The organism is Phenylobacterium sp. (assembly GCF_046463815.1).
Classification (GTDB): domain Bacteria; phylum Pseudomonadota; class Alphaproteobacteria; order Caulobacterales; family Caulobacteraceae; genus Phenylobacterium.
The window spans coordinates 1-17141 of sequence record NZ_JBKBRO010000004.1; the positions used below are offsets into that span (position 1 = coordinate 1).

The window sequence follows — 17141 nt, forward strand, 5'->3', positions numbered from 1 at the left end:
CCTTGCCGGCCCGCCGTTCGGCTCCGCGTGCTGATCGGAACCTACCGGGGCGGGACCGCACCGTGATGGGTTTCGCCCCCGCGCTCGCGGTCTGGTTTCACGGCATGGCGTCAGGTGTGGCCGGGCCGGGGGCGATGGGGTCAGGCGTATCCGGCGGCCCGCCAATCCTGTGCGATGCCTCGCAGCACGAACAGCGCGTCTTCCGCATCGATCTCGAACCACTCGCCGGTTCTGCGGCGATGCGCGAGTCTGTTGTGGCAGGCCAACTCGACTTTCCGTGCGGCCTCGGCTCTCACGATCACGGTTCCAAAGACCCGAAGCCTCTTCGGGGAGCCGGTCTGCAGGGCATGCAAGCGCTTTGTGACGTCCGCCGCGAAACCGACCTTTACCGGATCGCGGCGGCATCCGATCACGTAGACGCAGCAGTGGCCCTCTGGGGCGACCAGGACCGGCGGCTCCAGGTCTCGCAGGACCTCCTTGGCCGAGGCCCTGTCTTTCCGACGCTGCCTCCGGGCCTGCGAGATCGTGGCGTGCGGCCTTGGCCGCTTCAGCAGATCGTCGGCCTGGCGCTTGATCGCCTTGCGATGCTCTTCGCGGCTGAGGGGACGGCCATCCGGCGCGGAGGGCCAGACATGGGCGCGGGACATTCTTGGCCTCTGGCGAGTCGGTCGGGCATAGGTCCAGCTACTAGGGGTCGCCGGTGTGGGCGCCCCCGGGGGCCAGTCTCGGGGGCACCGCCCTTGCGGGGAGCCTCGCCCTACTGCTGGTCGTCCCACCCACCGAAGCGGGCCTGTAGCCCGCAGAGAAATGCCCCACCGGCGTTAAGGCTTTGTTACCGCCTTCTCCGCTCACCCATTCCACAGCTCCTCCAGCATGGCCCGCAGGCTCGGGTAGTCGGCGGCGCGCACGGCCCGGCCGTGACGGCGGGACAATTCGGCCAGGATGTCGGCCAGGGTCATGGGGCCCCTCCCTCGATCAGCTTCAGTCTCGGGGGCAGCTTAGCGACCTCTCTCCAGGCGCGCTCGACCTTTTGCCATTCCGGGTCGGCGTCGAACCGCTCCAGCGCGCCGGGGCTGAGCCGATACTCGATCTGGTGGCCCGTCGCGGCGCTTCCCTCCACCGCCGCCACGGTCAGCCATCCGGCCTTGAGCAGCCGGCGGAACGTCACCTTCCCGCCTGGGAGCCTGATCCCGCAGATGCCGATCCGGAAGTAGACGCTCTCGGGAAAGACGCAGTGGCCGGTCTCGCCGGGCGGGCACGGCTGCTGGTGGACGATGCGCTGATCCGGCTCGGTGCGAAGGTGGGCGAGCACCATCTCGCAGTTCGTCGAGAGGCCGGTGGGGCCGGTCCCGGCCATCAGCTCGCCCTCCAGCTTTCCGGGCAGATCGTCACCTGGTCCAGCCCGCGCGGCTGGTAGATGCGGCAGCCCTCCGGCGTCTCAGCAATTAGCCGCAAGGAAGGCTCTCGAGGGCCGTAGGCGATCGCCAGCGCGATCAGACCAACCAGGACAACGACGAAGGTGCCGAGGAATGCCAGGAAGAGCAGGTCGGCTTTGCGGCGAGCCTCTGGGCTTGGCCCATAGCAAGGTGGCGGGGGCGCCTGGATAGGAGGCCGGCTCATGCTGCGTCCGCTACAGGGCCAACCACGCGCCCGCCGCTGACTGCCACGTCCATCGTTACGAGGTCGTCCAGCGAGGGGGCATCCCACGCGAGGCCCATTCGGCGGCGCGCCTTTATCGTACGTTGCATCGCAACAATCGCCGCTGGGACTGAGACGTCGAACCATTCGCCCCGAATGCGACGCCGGCCGAGCCTGTCGTGTACTTGCGCCTCAATAACCTCGCACTCCCGGGTATAGAGCAGTGCCTTTAGTCGAAGTGGGCGAGGGTTACCGATTTGGATTTCCTTCAAACGCTTCCAATAGTCCGATGACCGTCCAATCTTGACCGGTCCTTCCTCCGCCTCTGCGACAAGGTATACGAACCCCTTAGCCACCATTTCCTCCCGCGTATGCCGGCGTGATCCTCAGGCGGGTCCCGGGAAATTTGTCTCGGAGCTCCGCAGTCAGATCGTCGAGCTCGCCGTTGAAGTTGAGGAGTTCGCCAGCCAGCGGGAGGCGTACTTCCAAGACCAGCCATTGTTGTTGACCAGAATCGGTGACTAGCCACTCGAACCAGGACGCGGTGACATGCCGGTGGTTCACCACCTTCCTGTGCGCTGCCGCCTCGCGATAGCTCGCTGTCACAACAGCGTGCGCGCCCTCTCTCGCCGCCTGCTCTGCAATGCGCCGAATATCGGGGTCGATCGGGGGATCTAACATCTACGCAACCTCCTCCAGCCAGCCCTCCTCCACCTCGACCGGCGTCGCCCTGCCGAACAGCGAGACCAGGACCTCGATCCGCTCCTCGCGTACCGTCCGGAACACGCTGGCCTCGAAGCCCTCGAAGGGGTGGTCCTCGGCCGCGGTCCTGATCCTGACCCGCTGGCCGTGCTCGAAGCGGCTCTCGTAGACCGTGCCCTTGCGGCCCTTGCGGCGGTTACGCCGGCGGGTCCCGGTCTTCTTCCAGGTCCGGTCGAAGGCCTTCCAGCCTTCCAACAGGATCATGGTCCCGACGAAGATCGCGGGGACGCGGAGGGGGCGGCCGTCGCGACACATCAGCTCCCGCACGGCCTTGTTCCCCCGCGCCAGGTCCAGAGCGTCATCGTCCGGTAGGTCGGCGAGGACGTACCCCGGCATCAGCGCCCGGGTCCTGGCCCGCCAGGTGTTGGCCGGAACGTACTTCTCGACAGGCGCATAGACCGTCAGTCCCTTCTCGGTCAGGGCCTCGACAACCCGCCGTTCCGTGTTGGGGCTGACCCTGAGGATGAACCACGGCCGGGGTTTCGGATCGCTCACCGCCACCTCCGGGCCCTGGCCAGCAGCTCCGGCGCGAAGGCCTCGCCGGCGCGGTGGTAGATCGTCGAGCTGAGGGCGACGGCGTAGTAGCCGGCCTGCGGAGCCCTGGCGGTGGTGAAGGGGTCGGCGCGCCAGACATGCAGGCTGGTCCGGGTTACCGTCGCGGGGGCGAATGCCGGGGTGAAGGCGTTCATCGGCCACCGTCCAGGGCTCGCGGCGGCCACTGCAGCGCCGGCTCGATCGCCGCCCGCCACCACAGCACGTAGGTCCCGCTGATCTGGAGCCTGAGGCCGCAGTACGGACAGCGGCGCTCGCCCTGGGTCAGCGGCGGCTGCTCCAGCTCGCAAGCCGGGCAGATCATGGACAGGGGCGAGGTGTCGCCGTGCAGGCCGTAGTCGTCACGTCGCGGTCTTGGGCCGGCGAAGGTGTGGAGGTTCTCCCAGGGGGCGCAGCGGAAGTCCCGGCGCGGCGCCCAGGACCGGCCGCGGCCGAACAAGGCGTCGAACGCCGATCCCGTGGCGGGCATGGCGAGCTCCTGGCGACCGTCGCGCGGCTTTAGTGGTGGCGGATCATCTTGGCTGATGTCGTCGATGTCGTCGTCTTCCTCGCCGCCGGCCCCGGCGCTGGGCTCGCCAGCGAAATCGAAGATGGCGAAAGTGCTGGCGTCGAGCTCAAAAACCGACCCGTCGCTGGACCTGAAAGACCACTTCCCGCTGGCGGGGTCTAGGATGAGGCCGGCGGTTTCCGGCCCCTCGGAGCCGGCCAGGACCACGTCAGGCTCCACGTCCTTCGGCAGCGGCCAGAGCAGGCGGCGCAGGACCGCCGCGACGGATCGGAACCAGCGGGTCATTGACCTAGCCTCCACTGCACCCGCGACGCGGCTAGGCCCCAGAGGTGTTGAACGGTATCGCGCTCCACTGGCCGCAGATGGTGGTCGCCGTCGTGGAGGCCGCTCATTCGGTGGCGGTACGATCCGAGCGCCGCGGCGAAGTCGAGGGTGCTGTCCGGACCATCCCAGATCAGCGCAATGTCGGCCTCAGGTCCGAAGTCGAGGCTGTTGAAGAGCAGCCCCAAGACCGGCTCGGCCCAGGATCCAATGCCGTTGATCACGGGATATGCGCCGAGGATCAGGACCTCGTGGCCTCCCTCCACGTCGCCGCGCGTCTTCAGCAGGTCGCTGCGCCTCAGCGCCTCTTCGCTCATGCCTTGGTGGGTGAGCGGCCAGTTTATCGGCTTCACCTCCACGAGCGTCACCGACTTGGCGCCCAGGAGCGCGAAGTCAGGCGTCCACCCCGCATAATCGCTGGGCTCATACTCCCACGACCAGCCTGCCAGGTCGAAGAACGCCGCCCACCTCGCCTCCAGACGAGACCGGAACTGGACACCGGCGTACTTGGTCGGGATCGAAGTCGTCGGCCTCACGTCAGCCCCCTTTCGGTCTCGCGGAAACGCCGGTCGTCGCCGCAGAACTGCATGAGCACCGATCCCGGCTTGCCGATGATGTCGTGGTACCTGGACTTGGCGGTCTTCACGCGCGTGTCGTTCTCGCTCTCGCGGTGGACGATGACTCCAAGGTCGGCCTTGTTGTGCCAGACGGCGCCGCCGTTGATGTCGTAGAGGCTTGGCATGGGGTATCGCCCGTCGGCGAGCTTCTGCAGCTTCGTCGGGTGCGCGACGATGGCGAGGTGCACCTGGAACGCCCTGGCGAACCGCCGGAGCATCTTGATCGCGCCGTTGATGTACTGCGCCTCGGTCATGGCCCGCATGTCGTACTCGTGGTCCATCTCGTTCCACGGATCGCCAACGATGACCTTCGCGCCGTGGCGCACGACGGCGACCTCGGCCTTCTCCAGGAACCAGTCGAGGGTCACGTCGTCGTCTTCCTTCGGGTAGAGGAACAGGTGGTTGCGATCGATCCAGGCGTCGGCGTCGGCGATGTCCGCGGGCGACCACTGATGCGGCTTCTTCCGAAGAAACCACGTCCGCAGGTAGCGACGATGGTCGGTTTGGGGGCGCTGCTCGAACGAGGCCCACGCGATTTTCAGGCCGTGCCGCTCGGACACCCGGCACATCACGTCGTTGAGCAGGGTCGACTTCCCGTGGCTCGGGATGCCGGTCCACACCGAGAAGTCGCCCGGCCGAAGCTTGAAGTGCTCGCCGAAGGCGTCGAAGCCGATGTCGTACACAGGCTGCTGGGCGACCGGCGGCAACTCGCTCATCCGGTACACGCCATCGACCTGCAGCCACTCCGCCCGGCTGATCGTCTCGACGACGCCCTTCAGGCCGTAAAACTGCAAGACCTCGTTCAGGTCCTTGCATCTGACCCTGCCCAGCCGCTCGTGTTCGCGATCCGGGGCGATGGGGTAGCGGATGAACTTGCACCGGTATCGGCCGAGAAGGACGGAGAGGTCCTGCAGCAGCGCCGCGCCGTTCTCGTCGCCGTCGGAGGCTATGATCACCTCTGGGACGTGATCCTTGTGGAGGAGAGGCTTCAGGTCGTGCAGCCAGGCGTACTTCGCGCCTTCCTCGAGGTCGTCCCTGCTGCGCTCGCCGGGTGGCGGGGCCCCATCAGGAACGCTGATCGTCCGCTCGAAGCCGCACTGGATAGCCGCCAGCGCGTCGAGCTCGCCTTCGGTGATGATCAGCGGCCGGCCGGCGAGCCTCGTCTCCCGGAGGATGTCCTCGTTCCAGGCGCAACGGATCCCGCCCTTGTCCTGGCTGTACGGGTTCTCGCCTGGGGCTGGGTCCATCCGCTTGTACTTGCGCCGGACGACCTGCCCCTCGCGAACGAACGGGATGACCAGGCACTCACCACCCCCGCGCTGTACGCTGGCGAAGCCCAGGCGGTCGGCGAGTTCCACGTCCAGCCCGCGCGCCTCCAGCCGGCGCATGATCGCGTCGCTCATCGTCATCGCTGAACACCATTCCCCAATCGCAGTGGAAGCACTTCGCCTTGATCTCGCCGCGGCCCACGGTGACGTGCAGGCACGGCAGTTTCTGGTTCGGCTTTGACCGCTTGGCCGAGCACTTCGGGCATGGTTGCCGGTAGTCCGACGCCCTGAGCGAGAGTCCTGCCGCCCTGGCCTTTTCCTCGGCCGTCATCGATCGATCTCCGAAGGTGTTTGCGCATCAGCACCAGTCCACCTGCTTTGGCCGGGGGCTGGCGCCGTGAACGCCTCTGCGCTCGGCTTCGCGGCGCACCCAGTTCCGCCAGGTCGCGCTCCAGTCGAGCTTGACCGCGCTGTTGCCCGGAGCCGCGGTCCAGTAGTCGCGGAACCTCTCGCCGATGCCTCCGACCTCGCGTTCGGTGAAGCCCTCGCGAACCGCGAACGCCACATCATCGGCGCTTGGTCGCCAGTCGGGCTTGATACGCTCGCCTCGTCGCCGCCCAGCGGGCGGGTCCGGCGCTTGCGCCGCCTCTACTCTACTCTTCTCTTCTCTTCTCTTCTCTAGGGGTGTAACCGACTGATTTTCCGTCGTTTCATGTTCTAGAAGTGGCACGTTCTCTCTGACACCCGCCGACTTCTCCCCGACTTCTCCCGACTTCTCCCCGACTTCTCCCGACTTCTCCCCGACTTCTGCCTTAGGTCCGCTCGATTTCCGGCCTCCGCCGGCGCCCTTCACGGCGCTCCGTTCGTCATCAAAACGAGGGTTCGTGAGGTACCAGAATCCGCCCTCCTCGAACCTCTGCAGCTTCCCCTTGGCGATGAGCCGATCGATGATCGGGTTGACCTTCTGGACCGCGCATTCGCACCACCTGGCGATGAATTGGCGGTTGTCCTCGACCGGCCGCCAGGTCGCATAGAGGAGGTCCAGCACGACGTTGTAGACGGCCCGTTCTTCCAGGCTCATCCCGATCATGCCGTTCAGCGCGGCCATCGGATCCCTGCGATAGAAGTTGTCGCGCTTAGCCATTCGCACCCCCCGTGGGGATGACGGCGAGGCCGAGACGTTCGGCATAGCCCAGGGCGGCGGTGAGGTTGGAGGTCATGCCGCCCGCCCCCGCAGCCCATCGGCCAACACCCCGCCCCGCCGCGCCATCCTGACCGCGGCGGCGTTGGCGCGGTCGAGCTGGACGTGCAGTTCCTCGATCAGGGCCAGCGCCTCGACGAGCGCGTGCTCGGCGGCGTGGAGCCTGACGCGGGTCTCCCGGGCCTCGTGATCCTGGCCGTTGGTGTGGAAGCGGCTCATGCGGCCCCCGCGAGCGAGAGCAGAGGGGCGTCGTCTCGCGCCTTGCCCGCGTCGGCAAGGTTGCGCACCGCCTGGGCGAAGTACGAGGGCTTGAGCTCGAAGCCGACGCCGCGCCGTCCTCGCTCGACGGCGCCGAACACCTCGGAGCCGATCCCCAGGAACGGCGTCAGCACGACGTCGCCGGGGTTGCTCCAGAGGTCGATGCAGCGCTCGATCACGTCGAGCTGCAGCGGGCTAATGTGCTGCTCGTCCTTCTCGTCGCGACCGCCGCGGTATTGCAGGGTGCGGGTCTGGTCGATGTCCATCCAGACCGGCGAGGCGTAGCGCTGCCAGACCAGGACGGAGACCCACATCTCGAAGGGCCACGGCGTCTTGCCCTCATCCTTCATGGCCGCGGCATGGCGGTCGTAGGCCCCGCGGCTGACGTCCAGACCGGCGCCGACGAAGCTGTCGAACATGCCAGCGACCGGCTCGGGGTTCTCGCCCGGCTTGCCGAAGGTGAGCACGTAGTCGGCCAAGGCTTGGCCGGAAACGGTGGAGTCCTTGACGACTTGCTTATGCAGCAGGCGGATCGACTTCGTGCGCTGCTGCGCCACGACGGGGTCTTTCCAGATGCAGACCTCGGAATGGAAGATCCAGCCGGCGTCCTCGTAGGCGCGCACAACCTCCCCTCGGAAGTCGCGCATCCCGATGTGGCCGTGACGGATCTTCGACGTCGGGAGCTGCATCACGTGAACCGAGTGCAGCCGGCCAGGCATCGTGACGCGGAGCAGCTCTTGGATCAGGAAGGCGTAGTGCTCCCAGAAGGCGCCGCCCTCGTTGTTCGAGATGTCTCGATCGAAGTTGCTGAACTTGTAGAGCCCCTCGAACGGCGGGCTGTGCAGGCCGTAGTGGACAGAGCCGGTGGGGATCGCCCGGATCAGTTCGCAGGCGTCCCCCTGGTAGATTGCGAAGCGGTCGTTCACGACCTGCTCCACGGCCTTGATGTGCGCGACCTGTTTCATGCGGCAAGCCATTCGGGAAGTTGGAGGGGTTGCGTGGGGTGGTAGGCGCCGCGATCACGCGTGACGCCACGCACCTCGACCGATGAGAGGTCGGCCATGTGGCGGACCATGGCGGCGGCCATGCGATCCGCGTCGGCCTCTTTGCGGCGGAGGTTCGCGACCACAGCGCCCTCGGTTTCGGCGGCGATCAGGTGGGCGGTGACCGGCTTGATCTGCCCGAAGCGCCAGAAGCGACGGACGGCCTGGTAGAACTGCTCCCAGCTGTCGTTCAGGCCCACGAAGCCGGTATCGGCGCAGTGCTGCCAGTTCATCCCGAAGCCGGCGACGCTGGGCTTGGTGACCAGGACGCGGATGCGGCCCTCACTGAAGTCGGTGAGCTTGCGCTCCTTCACGTCGTCAGGATCAGAGCCCCTGGTTTCGACGGCGCCGGGGATCGCCTTGGTGAGCGCCTCGCTCTCGGCGTTGAGGTTGCACCACCACACGAAGGGTCGGTCCGCGGGCGTGATCTCTGCGGCCCTGGCGACCCGCTCCGCAACCGTGTCGCGGCGGGCGGCGATGCGCTCATGCAGGCTTGCGGCTTGCATGGGGAAGAGCATTCCGGTCTCGACGCTCGGCGCGTACTCCACACCCACGGTGTGCTGCACGTAGTTCAGCGGCGGGAGGTTGTAGCCGTCGTCGGCGAAGCCGAGGTCGGACGGCTTTCGGAGCATCACGGCCCACGACGCCATCCACCTCCAGAACTCGTCCTCGGCGTGACCCTTGAGCCGCCAAGATCGCGTATCTCCGCCGTCGTGAACGAAGAACGTGGCCAGCATGTCGGTGTACGACATGACCCCCAGGAACTCGGCGTGGTTGCCGAGCTCCATGAAGTCGTTGGGCGCCGGCGTGGCCGTTGCGGCCAGGCGGAACGGGATCTGCGCACATGCCTGGATCAGCCGCGTCCGGTACTTCCCGTCCGTCGACTTCAGGATGCTGCTTTCGTCGAGGATCACGCCCCCGAAAGCGGCGAGGTCGAAGTGCTCGATCTTCTGGTAGTTCGTGATCGCGATGCCCGGCCCAACGTCGGACGCGCTGCGGGCTAGATGCGCCGGGATGCCGAACTTCTCAGCCTCGCGGACGAGTTGAGCTGACACCGCCAGCGGCGCGAGATGGAGGATGCCGCGCCCGGTCTCGCGGGCCACCGCATCGCCCCACGCGAGCTCCATGAAGCTCTTGCCAAGGCCAGTCCCGGCGAACAGCGCTGCCCGACCTCGGCGAAGAGCCCAGGCCGTGATCTGCTGCTGAAACGGGAACATGGCGTCAGGCAGAGGCGGCACCGCGCTCAGGCCCGTCGCCGGATCGCGGATAGCCTTCCTAGCCAGGAACTCGGTGTAGGCGTCGTCCGACATCACGCGGCCCTCCGAGCGGCGGAGCGCTTGGCGCTGGCGGCTCTGTTCTGTTCGCGCATGCAGGTCGCGCATTTGCGGCAGCCGCGAGGGCTGACGTAGAGGTTAGGTCCCGAGAGCGGGTGGCCCCGACGGCAGGTCGCTCGGTAGCGACGCTCTGAGGGCATTTCCCAGAAGATCCGCAGCCCGGCGTCCGACGCGCGGCCTTTCGCGATCATGTCCGCCACGTTCTCGGCGTGAAGCGCCCAGCGGAGATGTGCGGGGTTCACGCACGCTGGCGTATCGCAGCGGTGGATCGCCTCATGCTGAGGCGACGGCCGCGGCCGGCCGTCGAGGATCAGCGCGACGTGCGAAGCCGGAACGACCTTTCGGTTCGGGCCGAGCATGCGGGCGTAGCCGCCGGCAGTGCTAAGCGAGCCAATCCAGAGCCAGCATCCGCTATTGGGGTCGGCTTCGATTTTCGACGAGAAGCGGGCTGCCAAGCTCATGCGCTGACGCCCCCGCTCACCGGATCGCGCAGGACATAGCCGCGGCCCCAGACCGTCTCGATGAAGTGCGGGCCGCCCGTGATCGCCGCGATCTTCTTGCGCAGCTTACACATGAAGACGTCGATGACCTTCAGTTCCGGCTCGTCCATGCCGCCGTAGAGGTGGTTCATGAACACCTCCTTCGTGAGGGTCATGCCCTTCCGAAGCGAGAGGAGCTCCAGCATCTGGTATTCCTTGCCGGTCAGGTGGACGCGGATGCCGTTCACCTCGACCGTCTTGGCGTCCAGGTTGACCGTGATGTCGCCGGTCTTGATGACCGACTGGGCGTGGCCCTTGGAGCGGCGGACCACGGCGTGGATGCGGGCCAGCAGCTCGTCCTTGTGGAACGGCTTGGCCACGCAGTCGTCGGCGCCGGCGCTAAAGCATCGGACCTTGGTCTCGATGTCCGACGAACCGGTGAGGATCATGACCGGCGTCGTGATCTTGGCGGCCCGGATCCTGCGCAGGACCTCCAGACCGCCGATGTCCGGCAGGTTCAGGTCCAGGAGGATGAGGTCATAGTCGTAGAGCCGGGCCAGTTCCTCGCCTTCCTCGCCGAGGTCGGTCGTGTAGGCGTTGAAGCCCTCGGCCTTGAGGAACAGCTCGACGGCCTGGGCCGTGGCGGAGTCATCCTCGACGTAGAGCACGCGCATCAGGCGAACCTCCGAAGCGATCTCGCGAGTTCAGCCGCGCTGGTCTTCTTCTTGGCCCGGGCCGGCTGGTAGGCGACCTGGGCGTGTTCGCAGCAGTAGGGGCCGCCTTCGTCGGCCCGGCGGCCGCAGAAGGTGAAATTGTCCATGGCCGGATCGCCGATCGGCCACTTGCACATGTGGGCGCCCAGGGTCAGCACGGTGGCCATGCCGGGGGCCTCGTCCACGTAGCGCACGGGGGCCGGGGCCGGCGTGGCCGGTTCGGCGATGCGGCGCGGCGCCGAGGGCGCGGCCGCGGCCGGACGCGCCGGGCGCGGGGCCTTGAAGACGGTCCGCTGGGGCTTCGACGGCGTCGCGCTGCCCGACAGGCCCAGGCGGTGCACCTTGCCACACACCGCGTTGCGGGTCACGCCCCCGAGCTGCTTGGCGATCTGGCTGGCGCTGAGGCCGTACTGCCAGAGCTTCTTCAGCTTCTCGATGCGCTCGTCGGTCCAGCTCATCACGCGCTCCTGATCGCGAGGAAGGGGAAGCCCTTGCCGCCAAGGGCGGTGACCACGCGGCGGATGTGCATCCGGTCGGCGGGATCGAGATCGGCGGTCAGGTCCCGCGCGGCCTTCCGACGGCCACGCCGCGGGGGCTCCTCGATGATCCGCGGCGCCGGCGGCGTGGGGATGTGGTTGGCGTCACCGTCGCCGCGCCTGCGGAGGACGACGCCGGCGCCAACCAGAAGGTCACGGACCACGGCCTCGGTGCAGCCGAAGCGGATGGCGATGCGGGATAGCGGTGTCCGGTCCTGGGTGTAGAGGACGATCATCTCGTCCAGGTCGTCGGCGGCGCTCATGCCACCCTCCGCGTCCCGAGGCGGTTCCAGGCCTCAAGGTCAGCGATCGAGGCGGCCGCCCGCTCGACGTCGTGAGCCGGCCCGTAGAGCCAGGCCAGGCGGGCGTCAGTGAAGGCGTCCCAAGAGTGAATCAGGACCCCCGTTGTGCGGTGGGCGACGGCGCCTCCGGGGATGGGCACGGTCTCAATCCGGCCCTCGTAGTGATCGATGTAGCTGGACATCAGCCCTGGCCCTCCTGGGGCGCGTAGGTTTCAGGGGGGAAGTTCGTGCGGGCGAAGGCGCCGAAATGGGCCAGTGCGCCACGGTCGTAGGCGCGCGCCGCTTCTTCGGCGGTGTCGTACCGGCCCAGCCAAACCTCATGGCGGTTCAGCATGAGGCGGGCGCGGAAGCCGCCAGTCGCCATTGGCGAGACGCCCTTGAATAGGCCACGGCCCCGGGTCGGTGCGCTGTTCCCGCCGTTCTCCGACGCGGTGCACGCCCGGAGGTTTGATCGGCGGTTGTCGAGCCGATCCCCGTTCGCGTGGTCCCTGATGCGGGCACCGGGCATCAAAAGGATGTGCATCGCGAGGGTACGGCCGCCGATGCGGGCAACAGCATATCCGCTCGGGGCCAGGGTCCACCGGTGCGGACCCACGACGCCAAGGTCAGTCAGGTCAACGGCGCTCCAGCCCTTGAGGCGCCCGCGGCTGGCCCACAGTGGAACATATGCCTTGTCGCCATCGATGCGGACTTGGGCCTGATCGTGCAGGCGGCCGTCGACCAGCAGCTCTGCGCTCTGCCGCGCCGAGATCGCTTCATCCAGGGAGCGGTACTCGCCGATGTAGCCGCGCTTTCCATAGCCAGAGAGACTTGCGCGCCAGCGGCGATTGTGGGGGTTCCACGCGACGCCAGGGATCATGCCGACACCTGCGGAGCATGCGCCTCGACGCGGAGGTCCACGCCGGGCTCCTCGGCCGCGATCTTCGTCACGAACAGGCGGGTGATCTGGCGGTCGTCGACCCAGACCACGCCGTTGCAGGCGTCGAGGATGCTCTTGGCCAGGTTGTCGATGTCGTAGGCCCCGAGGTACGCCTCCTCGCCCGAGAGGTAGGCGGCGCGCTGGCGCTTGGTCGCGCTCGCGGGAACGCGGAGCCGGAAACGCAGGGACACGCTCAAGGGGCCGGTCATCGGCGACCGCGGGGCCATCGCCATGGCGGCCACCTTCTTGACGCTGGCCTCGTAGCGCTTGGTCGGCCCGTCGGTATAGACGCTGGCCACGACGCGCTTGCCGACGCGGCGGGTCGTAGCGCGGGGGCGTCCCTTCCCCCGCGCGTCACCCTTCAGCGAGAGCGTGAAGACCGACATCACGCTTCCGCGAACTCGCTCTCGGCCGGCGTCGGGTCGGCCCAGCCGGCCTTCTTCAGCGCCCGTGCCTCGGCGTCGGGATCGAACTCCTCGTCGCCGTCACCACCGGTCTCGTCTTCGTCCTCGCCGTCATCCGCCGCCATCTCCCCGGGCTGCGGGCGGGACAGGATGTCGTAGGCCATGGCGTCGGCGTTGGCGTTGACCTCCTGGCCCCGGGTCCAGCCCCGCAGCCAGTCCGGGTGGAGGAAGGTAGCGATATGGTCCGGCGGCGTCGGATCGAGCGCGAGCCGGCCGGCGCGGTAGCCGTCGGCCTCCGCTGCGATCTGGTCATCGACGGTGTCGTTGATCCGGTCGAGCAGATCGAGCTGAGCGCCCTCGGGAACATCCTTGCCGGCCAGACGATGGAGATCGAACCGGCGCTTCTCCGCGGCGGCATATTCCTTGTCGCTCATCTGGAGGGCGCCGAGGAACTCGTCGCGGAACTCCTGCTTCGTGATCCCGAGGTGCTTCTGGATCAGCTTGAAGTGACCGCTCAGGGTGCCCTTGGCGGCGCTGAGGTCGGTCTGGATCGCGGCGATCTCGCGGTCCGACGCGATGACCTTGTTGGCGTAGTGGGTGGCGAGCGCCTGGCGCTCCTCTTCGGTCAGGGCGAGGTTGTGGCCCTTCCCCTTGGTGTTCCGACGAGCCATGCGGCCCCTCCGTCCTGGACCGCTCGCAAGGGGCGCGATCCGTGCCCCGTCTCGATGCGGCCGCGCTGCTCTCGGGGGCGCGCGAGCCGGGTGTGCTGTCGGTCAGCCCGCAGGGCGCAGCGGCGTCACCGATGCCGCCGGCGGCGCGCCGAGCTTCCGCTTGGCCTCGTTGAGAGCGTCGATGGCTTCGGTGAGCTCGCGGTCGGCCACCGCGCGGTCGACATGGCCGGCGCCGGGTTGCGCGGCCTGGACCAGCGCGGCGACGGCCTCGCCGACTTCCTTGGCGGTCGTCGCCGTGGCCCTGACGAGCTCGGCGGTATCGGCCGGCGGCTGGACCGCGCGGTCGAGCAGGAGCTGATAGACGGCCAGCAGCGGGGGTTCCCCGCCGCCGGCCTGGACGTAGAGCCGGTCGAGCTGAAGGGCGTCGTCGAGCGCGGGCTGGCGGTCCATGTCGGGGTCCGACCAGTTCCGCACCGCCCGCTCGGTCTTGCCCACGGCCTCGGCCATGGCGGTCCAGCCGACGCGGCCGGCGATACGGGTCACGGCGTCAGCGAATGTCGAGGGCACGCGGGCCTTGGTCATCGGGCGGTCCGTTCATTCCGGGGTTCGCGATGGAACGTGACGGCCGGGCCCGCACGGCGCAGGTTCGCGCCATGAACGGGATCGGCATCAGAGGGGTGGCGGGCGCTGCGGAGAGCAACAGCGCCCGCCTGGTCCACGCGAGGAAGTCGGGGGGTCGCGTGGGCGTTCTGTGGGGAGGTCGACATCAGGCCGCCACCCCGGCGACGGCCTCGTACAGCGCGTCCAACCGCCGGGCCTCCTCGATACATTCGAGGCCCTTGCGCCGCATGAACCGGCGGGCGTCATCGAGAAGGGCCGGCTCCGCGATCAGCCGCGCGACCGACACTTGCTCGGCCAGCGCCTCGACGTAGTAGGACTTGCTCTTGAGCGCCCTCACCAGCGACCGGAACGACGGGTCGACCTCCGAGAGGTCGATCTGCGCCGCGTCGTCGTTCGCGGCCTTGAGGATGCGCGTGACGTGCTCGACAAGCCCTCGGCGAAGGATGGCCGAAAGCCCGTCGCGCTCTGTCGCGGCCATGCTCTCGGGGAAGTTCCGCGCCAGCAGATCGTCGGCGATGCGCGGGGCGTTGCGCGATCCCAGCCGGGCGGCCGATTCCCAAATCGCACCCGTCAGGTCATGTGGTTCGGGCATGCTCGATCTCCAGAAAGGCCGAGAGCGCGGCGCGCGCATCGGCCAGGACGGCGATCGCGCGGTCCCGGCTGGCGTCGTCGTGGAAGGCCGCCCGCAGCGCGGCGCCGTCATGGGCGCCGATGATCCGCGAGACCTCTGCGGCGCTATCGCGCAGGGCCAGGGCGGCGTCGCGCAGCGGGTTTGGGGCGTAGTCGGGGTTCTTGCGGCTGGCGACCGGCGCGCGCGCTCGTCCTGTCGAGACATCGATGATCTCGGCCCGGATGTTCTTCGCCGCCTCGCGAATAGCGACCGGACCTCCCTCGACGATCTCGACCTGGACCGGTTCGGGAAGCTTGGCGACCTCTGCGGCGGCGCTGACGCTGACCGCGCCAGCCTCGACGGAGGCGATGAGGGCGGGGGTTGCGCGGTCTTGGACCCGTCGGGCGCTTTCCACGGTTCCGCGCCCGACGTTGAGCATCTTGGCCGCCTCGGGGACGGAAACCCCCAGATTTGGGGGGTTTTCGGCGCTAGGCCGTCCCGGTGGCAGCTTCGCCAGCTTCGCCGCAACCATCGCGCGCTGGCTCTCGTTCAGGTGCCGACGCTTAAGGTTCAGGCTCACCACGAAGCCAAGGGGGTCGTCTCCCTCGTACTGCACTACCGGTACCGGGCGACCGGCCTCGCGCGCGGCGAGGTATCGGTTGCGGCCGTCCAGCACCATGCCGTCCAGCATGACGACAGGCTCGCGGACGCCGTGTTCCCGGATGTCCGCCACCAGATCCCAGTAGGCCTGCCCCTCGATCAGCGGGAACAGCTCGGCCAGCGGGTGCGGTCGGTACGCCCCATCGAAGGGCTGGACCTCTGGTTCGGCGTGGGCGATCTCGACGGCGCTCATGATCAGGCCGCGTCTCGATCGTTGGAGAGAACAGACTCGGCGGCAGTCAGCGCCGCATCGATCCTGGACAGGCTGGCAAGCGTCGCGCCGACGGGTTCCGGATTCTTCTCAGTCCGCTTCCATCGGCTGAATGTCGTGGGGTGCACGCCCGCACTTGCGCAGATGTCCGACATGGGCTTGCCGACGGCCCTGGCCCGCGCCTCGAACTCGCTGATGATCGTCTGCTGGTCCATGCGCTGGACGATATTAGCATGATTGCCAACTCACAAGTGCAATCTTGCAAAGGGCGCGTGCGTAGCGAGTTTGCTAACAGCCTCGACGTGGAAGGCCTCGCTACCGATACGGAGTTCGTCCGCGAGCTGTGCCGCTGGGCAAAGCTGACGCCATCGGCGCTGGCGAAGACGGCCGGGCTGACCCCGACGACGATCACACGCTCCTACCGGGGCACGGCCACGACGCGACTCAGCGTTCCCACGATTGAAAAGCTCAAGCGCGCATTCCCGAAGTATCCGGGTTTCAGCGTGACGCCCGACCGGCTCGAAGACCGCCGCGACGACGACATGGTTCTGATCGAGCGCCTGCCGACGTTCGCCGGCATGGGGGGCGGCGGTACGGGAGAGGGGGACCGCGGAGCCATCGCGTTCTCACGCAATCTGGTCGAATCGATCCTGCGCGCCCAGCCCGCCGACCTGCTGGCCATAGAGGCCGAGGGGAATTCGATGGAGCCGGATTATCTCGGGGGCGATCAGATCCTGATCGACAAGAGGCGCAGGTCGTTGGCGTCTCCCGGCGCCTTCTGCCTATGGGACGGGGACGGCTATGTCGTGAAATACCTGGAGCGCGTCCAGGGATCGGAACCCCAGAGGGTCCGCGTGATCAGTCGCAACCACGACCTCTACCCGCCATACGAGCGCCTGGTCGAGGAGATCGATATCCAGGGCCGCGTCGTGTGGTTCGGCCGCCAGGTGCGCTAGAGCGGTAGGTCGAGCCGGACGCCGTAGCTGCCTTCGTCTAGCTGGCCAGAACGCTTGGTTCGCCGCCATCCGCCGACGATCATGGCATCGCAGGAATAGCGCCGCCCAGCCGACCCGCGATTTCGCAGCCCCTCCGACCAAGCGTAGGCGATATCGCGGGGGAGGTATCCGACCTTGCGCCCGCCAATGAACACCGCCACCGCGTTCGCGTCGTGTGGATTGCTGGGCTCCGGCACGAGTTCGGCGACGACCTCCAGTTCGTGCCCCTCCTCGCATTTGCCGCCGCATATCGCATCAAGAGCGGCCTGATAGTGCGCCTCGCCAACGACCGGCTGGTCGAAGTCGCCGTGGCCTTCGATGTGGGGAGCCTCTGGCGCCGGCTCGCCGCGGTCGATTGGGTGCGTCACCACAACTGGCGGCGCGGGCTTTCCACTCAGGATCGCAATGAGGCCCATCACCAGCAAAACGCCTGCGCCGATCAGGATCGCCAACGCCATCTCTCGCCCTCTTCTGGCGAAGGCTAGATCAGGTCATCCACGGCTTCGATTAGCATTGTT

General features: G+C 67.8%; 27 protein-coding genes. 1 reads left to right on the top strand and 26 read right to left on the bottom strand.

Annotated elements, in window-relative coordinates:
* Positions 1–140 precede the first annotated feature (140 nt).
* The 25 genes from ACK4TT_RS03090 to ACK4TT_RS03210 all read right to left on the bottom strand — a co-directional run bounded on the left by ACK4TT_RS03090 (position 141) and on the right by ACK4TT_RS03210 (position 15843).
* Entirely contained in the window at positions 141–647 is a 507-nt protein-coding gene (locus ACK4TT_RS03090; RefSeq protein WP_410212383.1) for a GIY-YIG nuclease family protein, read from the bottom strand.
* A gap of 308 nt (positions 648–955) precedes the next feature.
* Positions 956–1357: a hypothetical protein gene (locus ACK4TT_RS03095; RefSeq protein WP_410212384.1), complete on the bottom strand. Its 402-nt coding sequence runs from the start codon at positions 1355–1357 to the stop codon at positions 956–958.
* 259 nt (positions 1358–1616) lie between these two features.
* Positions 1617–1997 (bottom strand): GIY-YIG nuclease family protein, encoded by a 381-nt coding sequence (locus tag ACK4TT_RS03100; protein ID WP_410212385.1) that lies wholly within the window; start codon positions 1995–1997, stop codon positions 1617–1619.
* A complete protein-coding gene (locus ACK4TT_RS03105) occupies positions 1987–2319 on the bottom strand; it encodes a hypothetical protein (protein ID WP_410212386.1) in 333 nt (110 codons plus the stop codon). Before ACK4TT_RS03105 ends, ACK4TT_RS03100 begins: the two co-directional genes overlap by 11 nt.
* A complete protein-coding gene (locus ACK4TT_RS03110) occupies positions 2320–2895 on the bottom strand; it encodes a transcription termination/antitermination protein NusG (protein ID WP_410212387.1) in 576 nt (191 codons plus the stop codon).
* On the bottom strand, positions 2892–3089 hold the full coding sequence (locus ACK4TT_RS03115; RefSeq protein ID WP_410212388.1) for a hypothetical protein: 198 nt from the start codon (positions 3087–3089) through the stop codon (positions 2892–2894). The genes ACK4TT_RS03110 and ACK4TT_RS03115 overlap by 4 nt, the downstream gene beginning before the upstream one ends.
* Positions 3086–3745 carry a hypothetical protein gene (locus ACK4TT_RS03120; RefSeq protein WP_410212389.1) on the bottom strand — a complete coding sequence of 220 codons (660 nt, stop codon included), beginning with the start codon at positions 3743–3745 and terminating at the stop codon, positions 3086–3088. Before ACK4TT_RS03120 ends, ACK4TT_RS03115 begins: the two co-directional genes overlap by 4 nt.
* Positions 3742–4317 (bottom strand): hypothetical protein, encoded by a 576-nt coding sequence (locus ACK4TT_RS03125; protein WP_410212390.1) that lies wholly within the window; start codon positions 4315–4317, stop codon positions 3742–3744. Before ACK4TT_RS03125 ends, ACK4TT_RS03120 begins: the two co-directional genes overlap by 4 nt.
* Complete coding sequence (locus tag ACK4TT_RS03130) at positions 4314–5801, bottom strand: AAA family ATPase (RefSeq protein WP_410212391.1); 1488 nt, start codon at positions 5799–5801, stop codon at positions 4314–4316. The genes ACK4TT_RS03125 and ACK4TT_RS03130 overlap by 4 nt, the downstream gene beginning before the upstream one ends.
* A gap of 223 nt (positions 5802–6024) precedes the next feature.
* Positions 6025–6810 (bottom strand): DUF1376 domain-containing protein, encoded by a 786-nt coding sequence (locus ACK4TT_RS03135; RefSeq protein ID WP_410212392.1) that lies wholly within the window; start codon positions 6808–6810, stop codon positions 6025–6027.
* A 72-nt stretch (positions 6811–6882) separates the two neighbouring features.
* On the bottom strand, positions 6883–7086 hold the full coding sequence (locus ACK4TT_RS03140; RefSeq protein WP_410212393.1) for a hypothetical protein: 204 nt from the start codon (positions 7084–7086) through the stop codon (positions 6883–6885).
* Complete coding sequence (locus tag ACK4TT_RS03145; protein WP_410212394.1) at positions 7083–8090, bottom strand: DNA-methyltransferase; 1008 nt, start codon at positions 8088–8090, stop codon at positions 7083–7085. The genes ACK4TT_RS03140 and ACK4TT_RS03145 overlap by 4 nt, the downstream gene beginning before the upstream one ends.
* Positions 8087–9478 (bottom strand): hypothetical protein, encoded by a 1392-nt coding sequence (locus tag ACK4TT_RS03150; protein ID WP_410212395.1) that lies wholly within the window; start codon positions 9476–9478, stop codon positions 8087–8089. Before ACK4TT_RS03150 ends, ACK4TT_RS03145 begins: the two co-directional genes overlap by 4 nt.
* Positions 9478–9963, bottom strand: coding sequence for a hypothetical protein (locus ACK4TT_RS03155; RefSeq protein WP_410212396.1), 486 nt, complete (start codon positions 9961–9963; stop codon positions 9478–9480). The genes ACK4TT_RS03150 and ACK4TT_RS03155 overlap by 1 nt, the downstream gene beginning before the upstream one ends.
* Entirely contained in the window at positions 9960–10655 is a 696-nt protein-coding gene (ctrA, locus tag ACK4TT_RS03160; RefSeq protein ID WP_410212397.1) for a response regulator transcription factor CtrA, read from the bottom strand. The genes ACK4TT_RS03155 and ctrA overlap by 4 nt, the downstream gene beginning before the upstream one ends.
* Positions 10655–11152 carry a GcrA family cell cycle regulator gene (locus ACK4TT_RS03165; protein ID WP_410212398.1) on the bottom strand — a complete coding sequence of 166 codons (498 nt, stop codon included), beginning with the start codon at positions 11150–11152 and terminating at the stop codon, positions 10655–10657. The genes ctrA and ACK4TT_RS03165 overlap by 1 nt, the downstream gene beginning before the upstream one ends.
* A complete protein-coding gene (locus ACK4TT_RS03170; RefSeq protein ID WP_410212399.1) occupies positions 11152–11493 on the bottom strand; it encodes a hypothetical protein in 342 nt (113 codons plus the stop codon). Before ACK4TT_RS03170 ends, ACK4TT_RS03165 begins: the two co-directional genes overlap by 1 nt.
* A complete protein-coding gene (locus ACK4TT_RS03175; protein WP_410212400.1) occupies positions 11490–11714 on the bottom strand; it encodes a hypothetical protein in 225 nt (74 codons plus the stop codon). The genes ACK4TT_RS03170 and ACK4TT_RS03175 overlap by 4 nt, the downstream gene beginning before the upstream one ends.
* Positions 11714–12391: an HNH endonuclease gene (locus ACK4TT_RS03180; RefSeq protein ID WP_410212401.1), complete on the bottom strand. Its 678-nt coding sequence runs from the start codon at positions 12389–12391 to the stop codon at positions 11714–11716. The genes ACK4TT_RS03175 and ACK4TT_RS03180 overlap by 1 nt, the downstream gene beginning before the upstream one ends.
* The gene (locus ACK4TT_RS03185) at positions 12388–12837 is read right to left on the bottom strand and encodes a RusA family crossover junction endodeoxyribonuclease (RefSeq protein WP_410212402.1); all 450 of its coding nucleotides are present in this window, start codon (positions 12835–12837) and stop codon (positions 12388–12390) included. Before ACK4TT_RS03185 ends, ACK4TT_RS03180 begins: the two co-directional genes overlap by 4 nt.
* On the bottom strand, positions 12837–13526 hold the full coding sequence (locus ACK4TT_RS03190) for a hypothetical protein (protein WP_410212403.1): 690 nt from the start codon (positions 13524–13526) through the stop codon (positions 12837–12839). Before ACK4TT_RS03190 ends, ACK4TT_RS03185 begins: the two co-directional genes overlap by 1 nt.
* A gap of 102 nt (positions 13527–13628) precedes the next feature.
* A complete protein-coding gene (locus ACK4TT_RS03195) occupies positions 13629–14108 on the bottom strand; it encodes a hypothetical protein (RefSeq protein ID WP_410212404.1) in 480 nt (159 codons plus the stop codon).
* Between the two features lie 184 nt (positions 14109–14292).
* The gene (locus ACK4TT_RS03200) at positions 14293–14739 is read right to left on the bottom strand and encodes a hypothetical protein (protein ID WP_410212405.1); all 447 of its coding nucleotides are present in this window, start codon (positions 14737–14739) and stop codon (positions 14293–14295) included.
* Entirely contained in the window at positions 14723–15610 is an 888-nt protein-coding gene (locus tag ACK4TT_RS03205) for a hypothetical protein (RefSeq protein WP_410212406.1), read from the bottom strand. Before ACK4TT_RS03205 ends, ACK4TT_RS03200 begins: the two co-directional genes overlap by 17 nt.
* A gap of 2 nt (positions 15611–15612) precedes the next feature.
* Positions 15613–15843, bottom strand: a complete 231-nt coding sequence (locus tag ACK4TT_RS03210) for a hypothetical protein (RefSeq protein WP_410212407.1) — start codon at positions 15841–15843, stop codon at positions 15613–15615.
* Positions 15844–15900: 57 nt separating this feature from the next.
* On the opposite strand from ACK4TT_RS03210, the gene ACK4TT_RS03215 reads away from it, so the two are divergent.
* On the top strand, positions 15901–16584 hold the full coding sequence (locus tag ACK4TT_RS03215; RefSeq protein ID WP_410212408.1) for a S24 family peptidase: 684 nt from the start codon (positions 15901–15903) through the stop codon (positions 16582–16584).
* Here ACK4TT_RS03215 and ACK4TT_RS03220 read toward each other — a convergent pair.
* Positions 16581–17081 (bottom strand): HIRAN domain-containing protein, encoded by a 501-nt coding sequence (locus ACK4TT_RS03220; protein ID WP_410212409.1) that lies wholly within the window; start codon positions 17079–17081, stop codon positions 16581–16583. The genes ACK4TT_RS03215 and ACK4TT_RS03220 overlap by 4 nt on opposite strands.
* Positions 17082–17141: the final 60 nt, after the last annotated feature.

What these genes read in the sequence shown, in the direction of transcription:
- ACK4TT_RS03090 (WP_410212383.1), bottom strand. Translation starts at nt 647, where the DNA reads ATGTCCCGCGCCCATGTCTGGCCCTCCGCGCCGGATGGCCGTCCCCTC.
- ACK4TT_RS03095 (WP_410212384.1), bottom strand. Translation starts at nt 1,357, where the DNA reads ATGGCCGGGACCGGCCCCACCGGCCTCTCGACGAACTGCGAGATGGTG.
- ACK4TT_RS03100 (WP_410212385.1), bottom strand. Translation starts at nt 1,997, where the DNA reads ATGGTGGCTAAGGGGTTCGTATACCTTGTCGCAGAGGCGGAGGAAGGA.
- ACK4TT_RS03105 (WP_410212386.1), bottom strand. Translation starts at nt 2,319, where the DNA reads ATGTTAGATCCCCCGATCGACCCCGATATTCGGCGCATTGCAGAGCAG.
- ACK4TT_RS03115 (WP_410212388.1), bottom strand. Translation starts at nt 3,089, where the DNA reads ATGAACGCCTTCACCCCGGCATTCGCCCCCGCGACGGTAACCCGGACC.
- ACK4TT_RS03120 (WP_410212389.1), bottom strand. Translation starts at nt 3,745, where the DNA reads ATGACCCGCTGGTTCCGATCCGTCGCGGCGGTCCTGCGCCGCCTGCTC.
- ACK4TT_RS03130 (WP_410212391.1), bottom strand. Translation starts at nt 5,801, where the DNA reads ATGAGCGACGCGATCATGCGCCGGCTGGAGGCGCGCGGGCTGGACGTG.
- ACK4TT_RS03135 (WP_410212392.1), bottom strand. Translation starts at nt 6,810, where the DNA reads ATGGCTAAGCGCGACAACTTCTATCGCAGGGATCCGATGGCCGCGCTG.
- ACK4TT_RS03140 (WP_410212393.1), bottom strand. Translation starts at nt 7,086, where the DNA reads ATGAGCCGCTTCCACACCAACGGCCAGGATCACGAGGCCCGGGAGACC.
- ACK4TT_RS03145 (WP_410212394.1), bottom strand. Translation starts at nt 8,090, where the DNA reads ATGAAACAGGTCGCGCACATCAAGGCCGTGGAGCAGGTCGTGAACGAC.
- ACK4TT_RS03150 (WP_410212395.1), bottom strand. Translation starts at nt 9,478, where the DNA reads ATGTCGGACGACGCCTACACCGAGTTCCTGGCTAGGAAGGCTATCCGC.
- ACK4TT_RS03155 (WP_410212396.1), bottom strand. Translation starts at nt 9,963, where the DNA reads ATGAGCTTGGCAGCCCGCTTCTCGTCGAAAATCGAAGCCGACCCCAAT.
- ctrA (WP_410212397.1), bottom strand. Translation starts at nt 10,655, where the DNA reads ATGCGCGTGCTCTACGTCGAGGATGACTCCGCCACGGCCCAGGCCGTC.
- ACK4TT_RS03165 (WP_410212398.1), bottom strand. Translation starts at nt 11,152, where the DNA reads ATGAGCTGGACCGACGAGCGCATCGAGAAGCTGAAGAAGCTCTGGCAG.
- ACK4TT_RS03170 (WP_410212399.1), bottom strand. Translation starts at nt 11,493, where the DNA reads ATGAGCGCCGCCGACGACCTGGACGAGATGATCGTCCTCTACACCCAG.
- ACK4TT_RS03175 (WP_410212400.1), bottom strand. Translation starts at nt 11,714, where the DNA reads ATGTCCAGCTACATCGATCACTACGAGGGCCGGATTGAGACCGTGCCC.
- ACK4TT_RS03180 (WP_410212401.1), bottom strand. Translation starts at nt 12,391, where the DNA reads ATGATCCCTGGCGTCGCGTGGAACCCCCACAATCGCCGCTGGCGCGCA.
- ACK4TT_RS03185 (WP_410212402.1), bottom strand. Translation starts at nt 12,837, where the DNA reads ATGTCGGTCTTCACGCTCTCGCTGAAGGGTGACGCGCGGGGGAAGGGA.
- ACK4TT_RS03190 (WP_410212403.1), bottom strand. Translation starts at nt 13,526, where the DNA reads ATGGCTCGTCGGAACACCAAGGGGAAGGGCCACAACCTCGCCCTGACC.
- ACK4TT_RS03195 (WP_410212404.1), bottom strand. Translation starts at nt 14,108, where the DNA reads ATGACCAAGGCCCGCGTGCCCTCGACATTCGCTGACGCCGTGACCCGT.
- ACK4TT_RS03200 (WP_410212405.1), bottom strand. Translation starts at nt 14,739, where the DNA reads ATGCCCGAACCACATGACCTGACGGGTGCGATTTGGGAATCGGCCGCC.
- ACK4TT_RS03205 (WP_410212406.1), bottom strand. Translation starts at nt 15,610, where the DNA reads ATGAGCGCCGTCGAGATCGCCCACGCCGAACCAGAGGTCCAGCCCTTC.
- ACK4TT_RS03210 (WP_410212407.1), bottom strand. Translation starts at nt 15,843, where the DNA reads ATGGACCAGCAGACGATCATCAGCGAGTTCGAGGCGCGGGCCAGGGCC.
- ACK4TT_RS03220 (WP_410212409.1), bottom strand. Translation starts at nt 17,081, where the DNA reads ATGGCGTTGGCGATCCTGATCGGCGCAGGCGTTTTGCTGGTGATGGGC.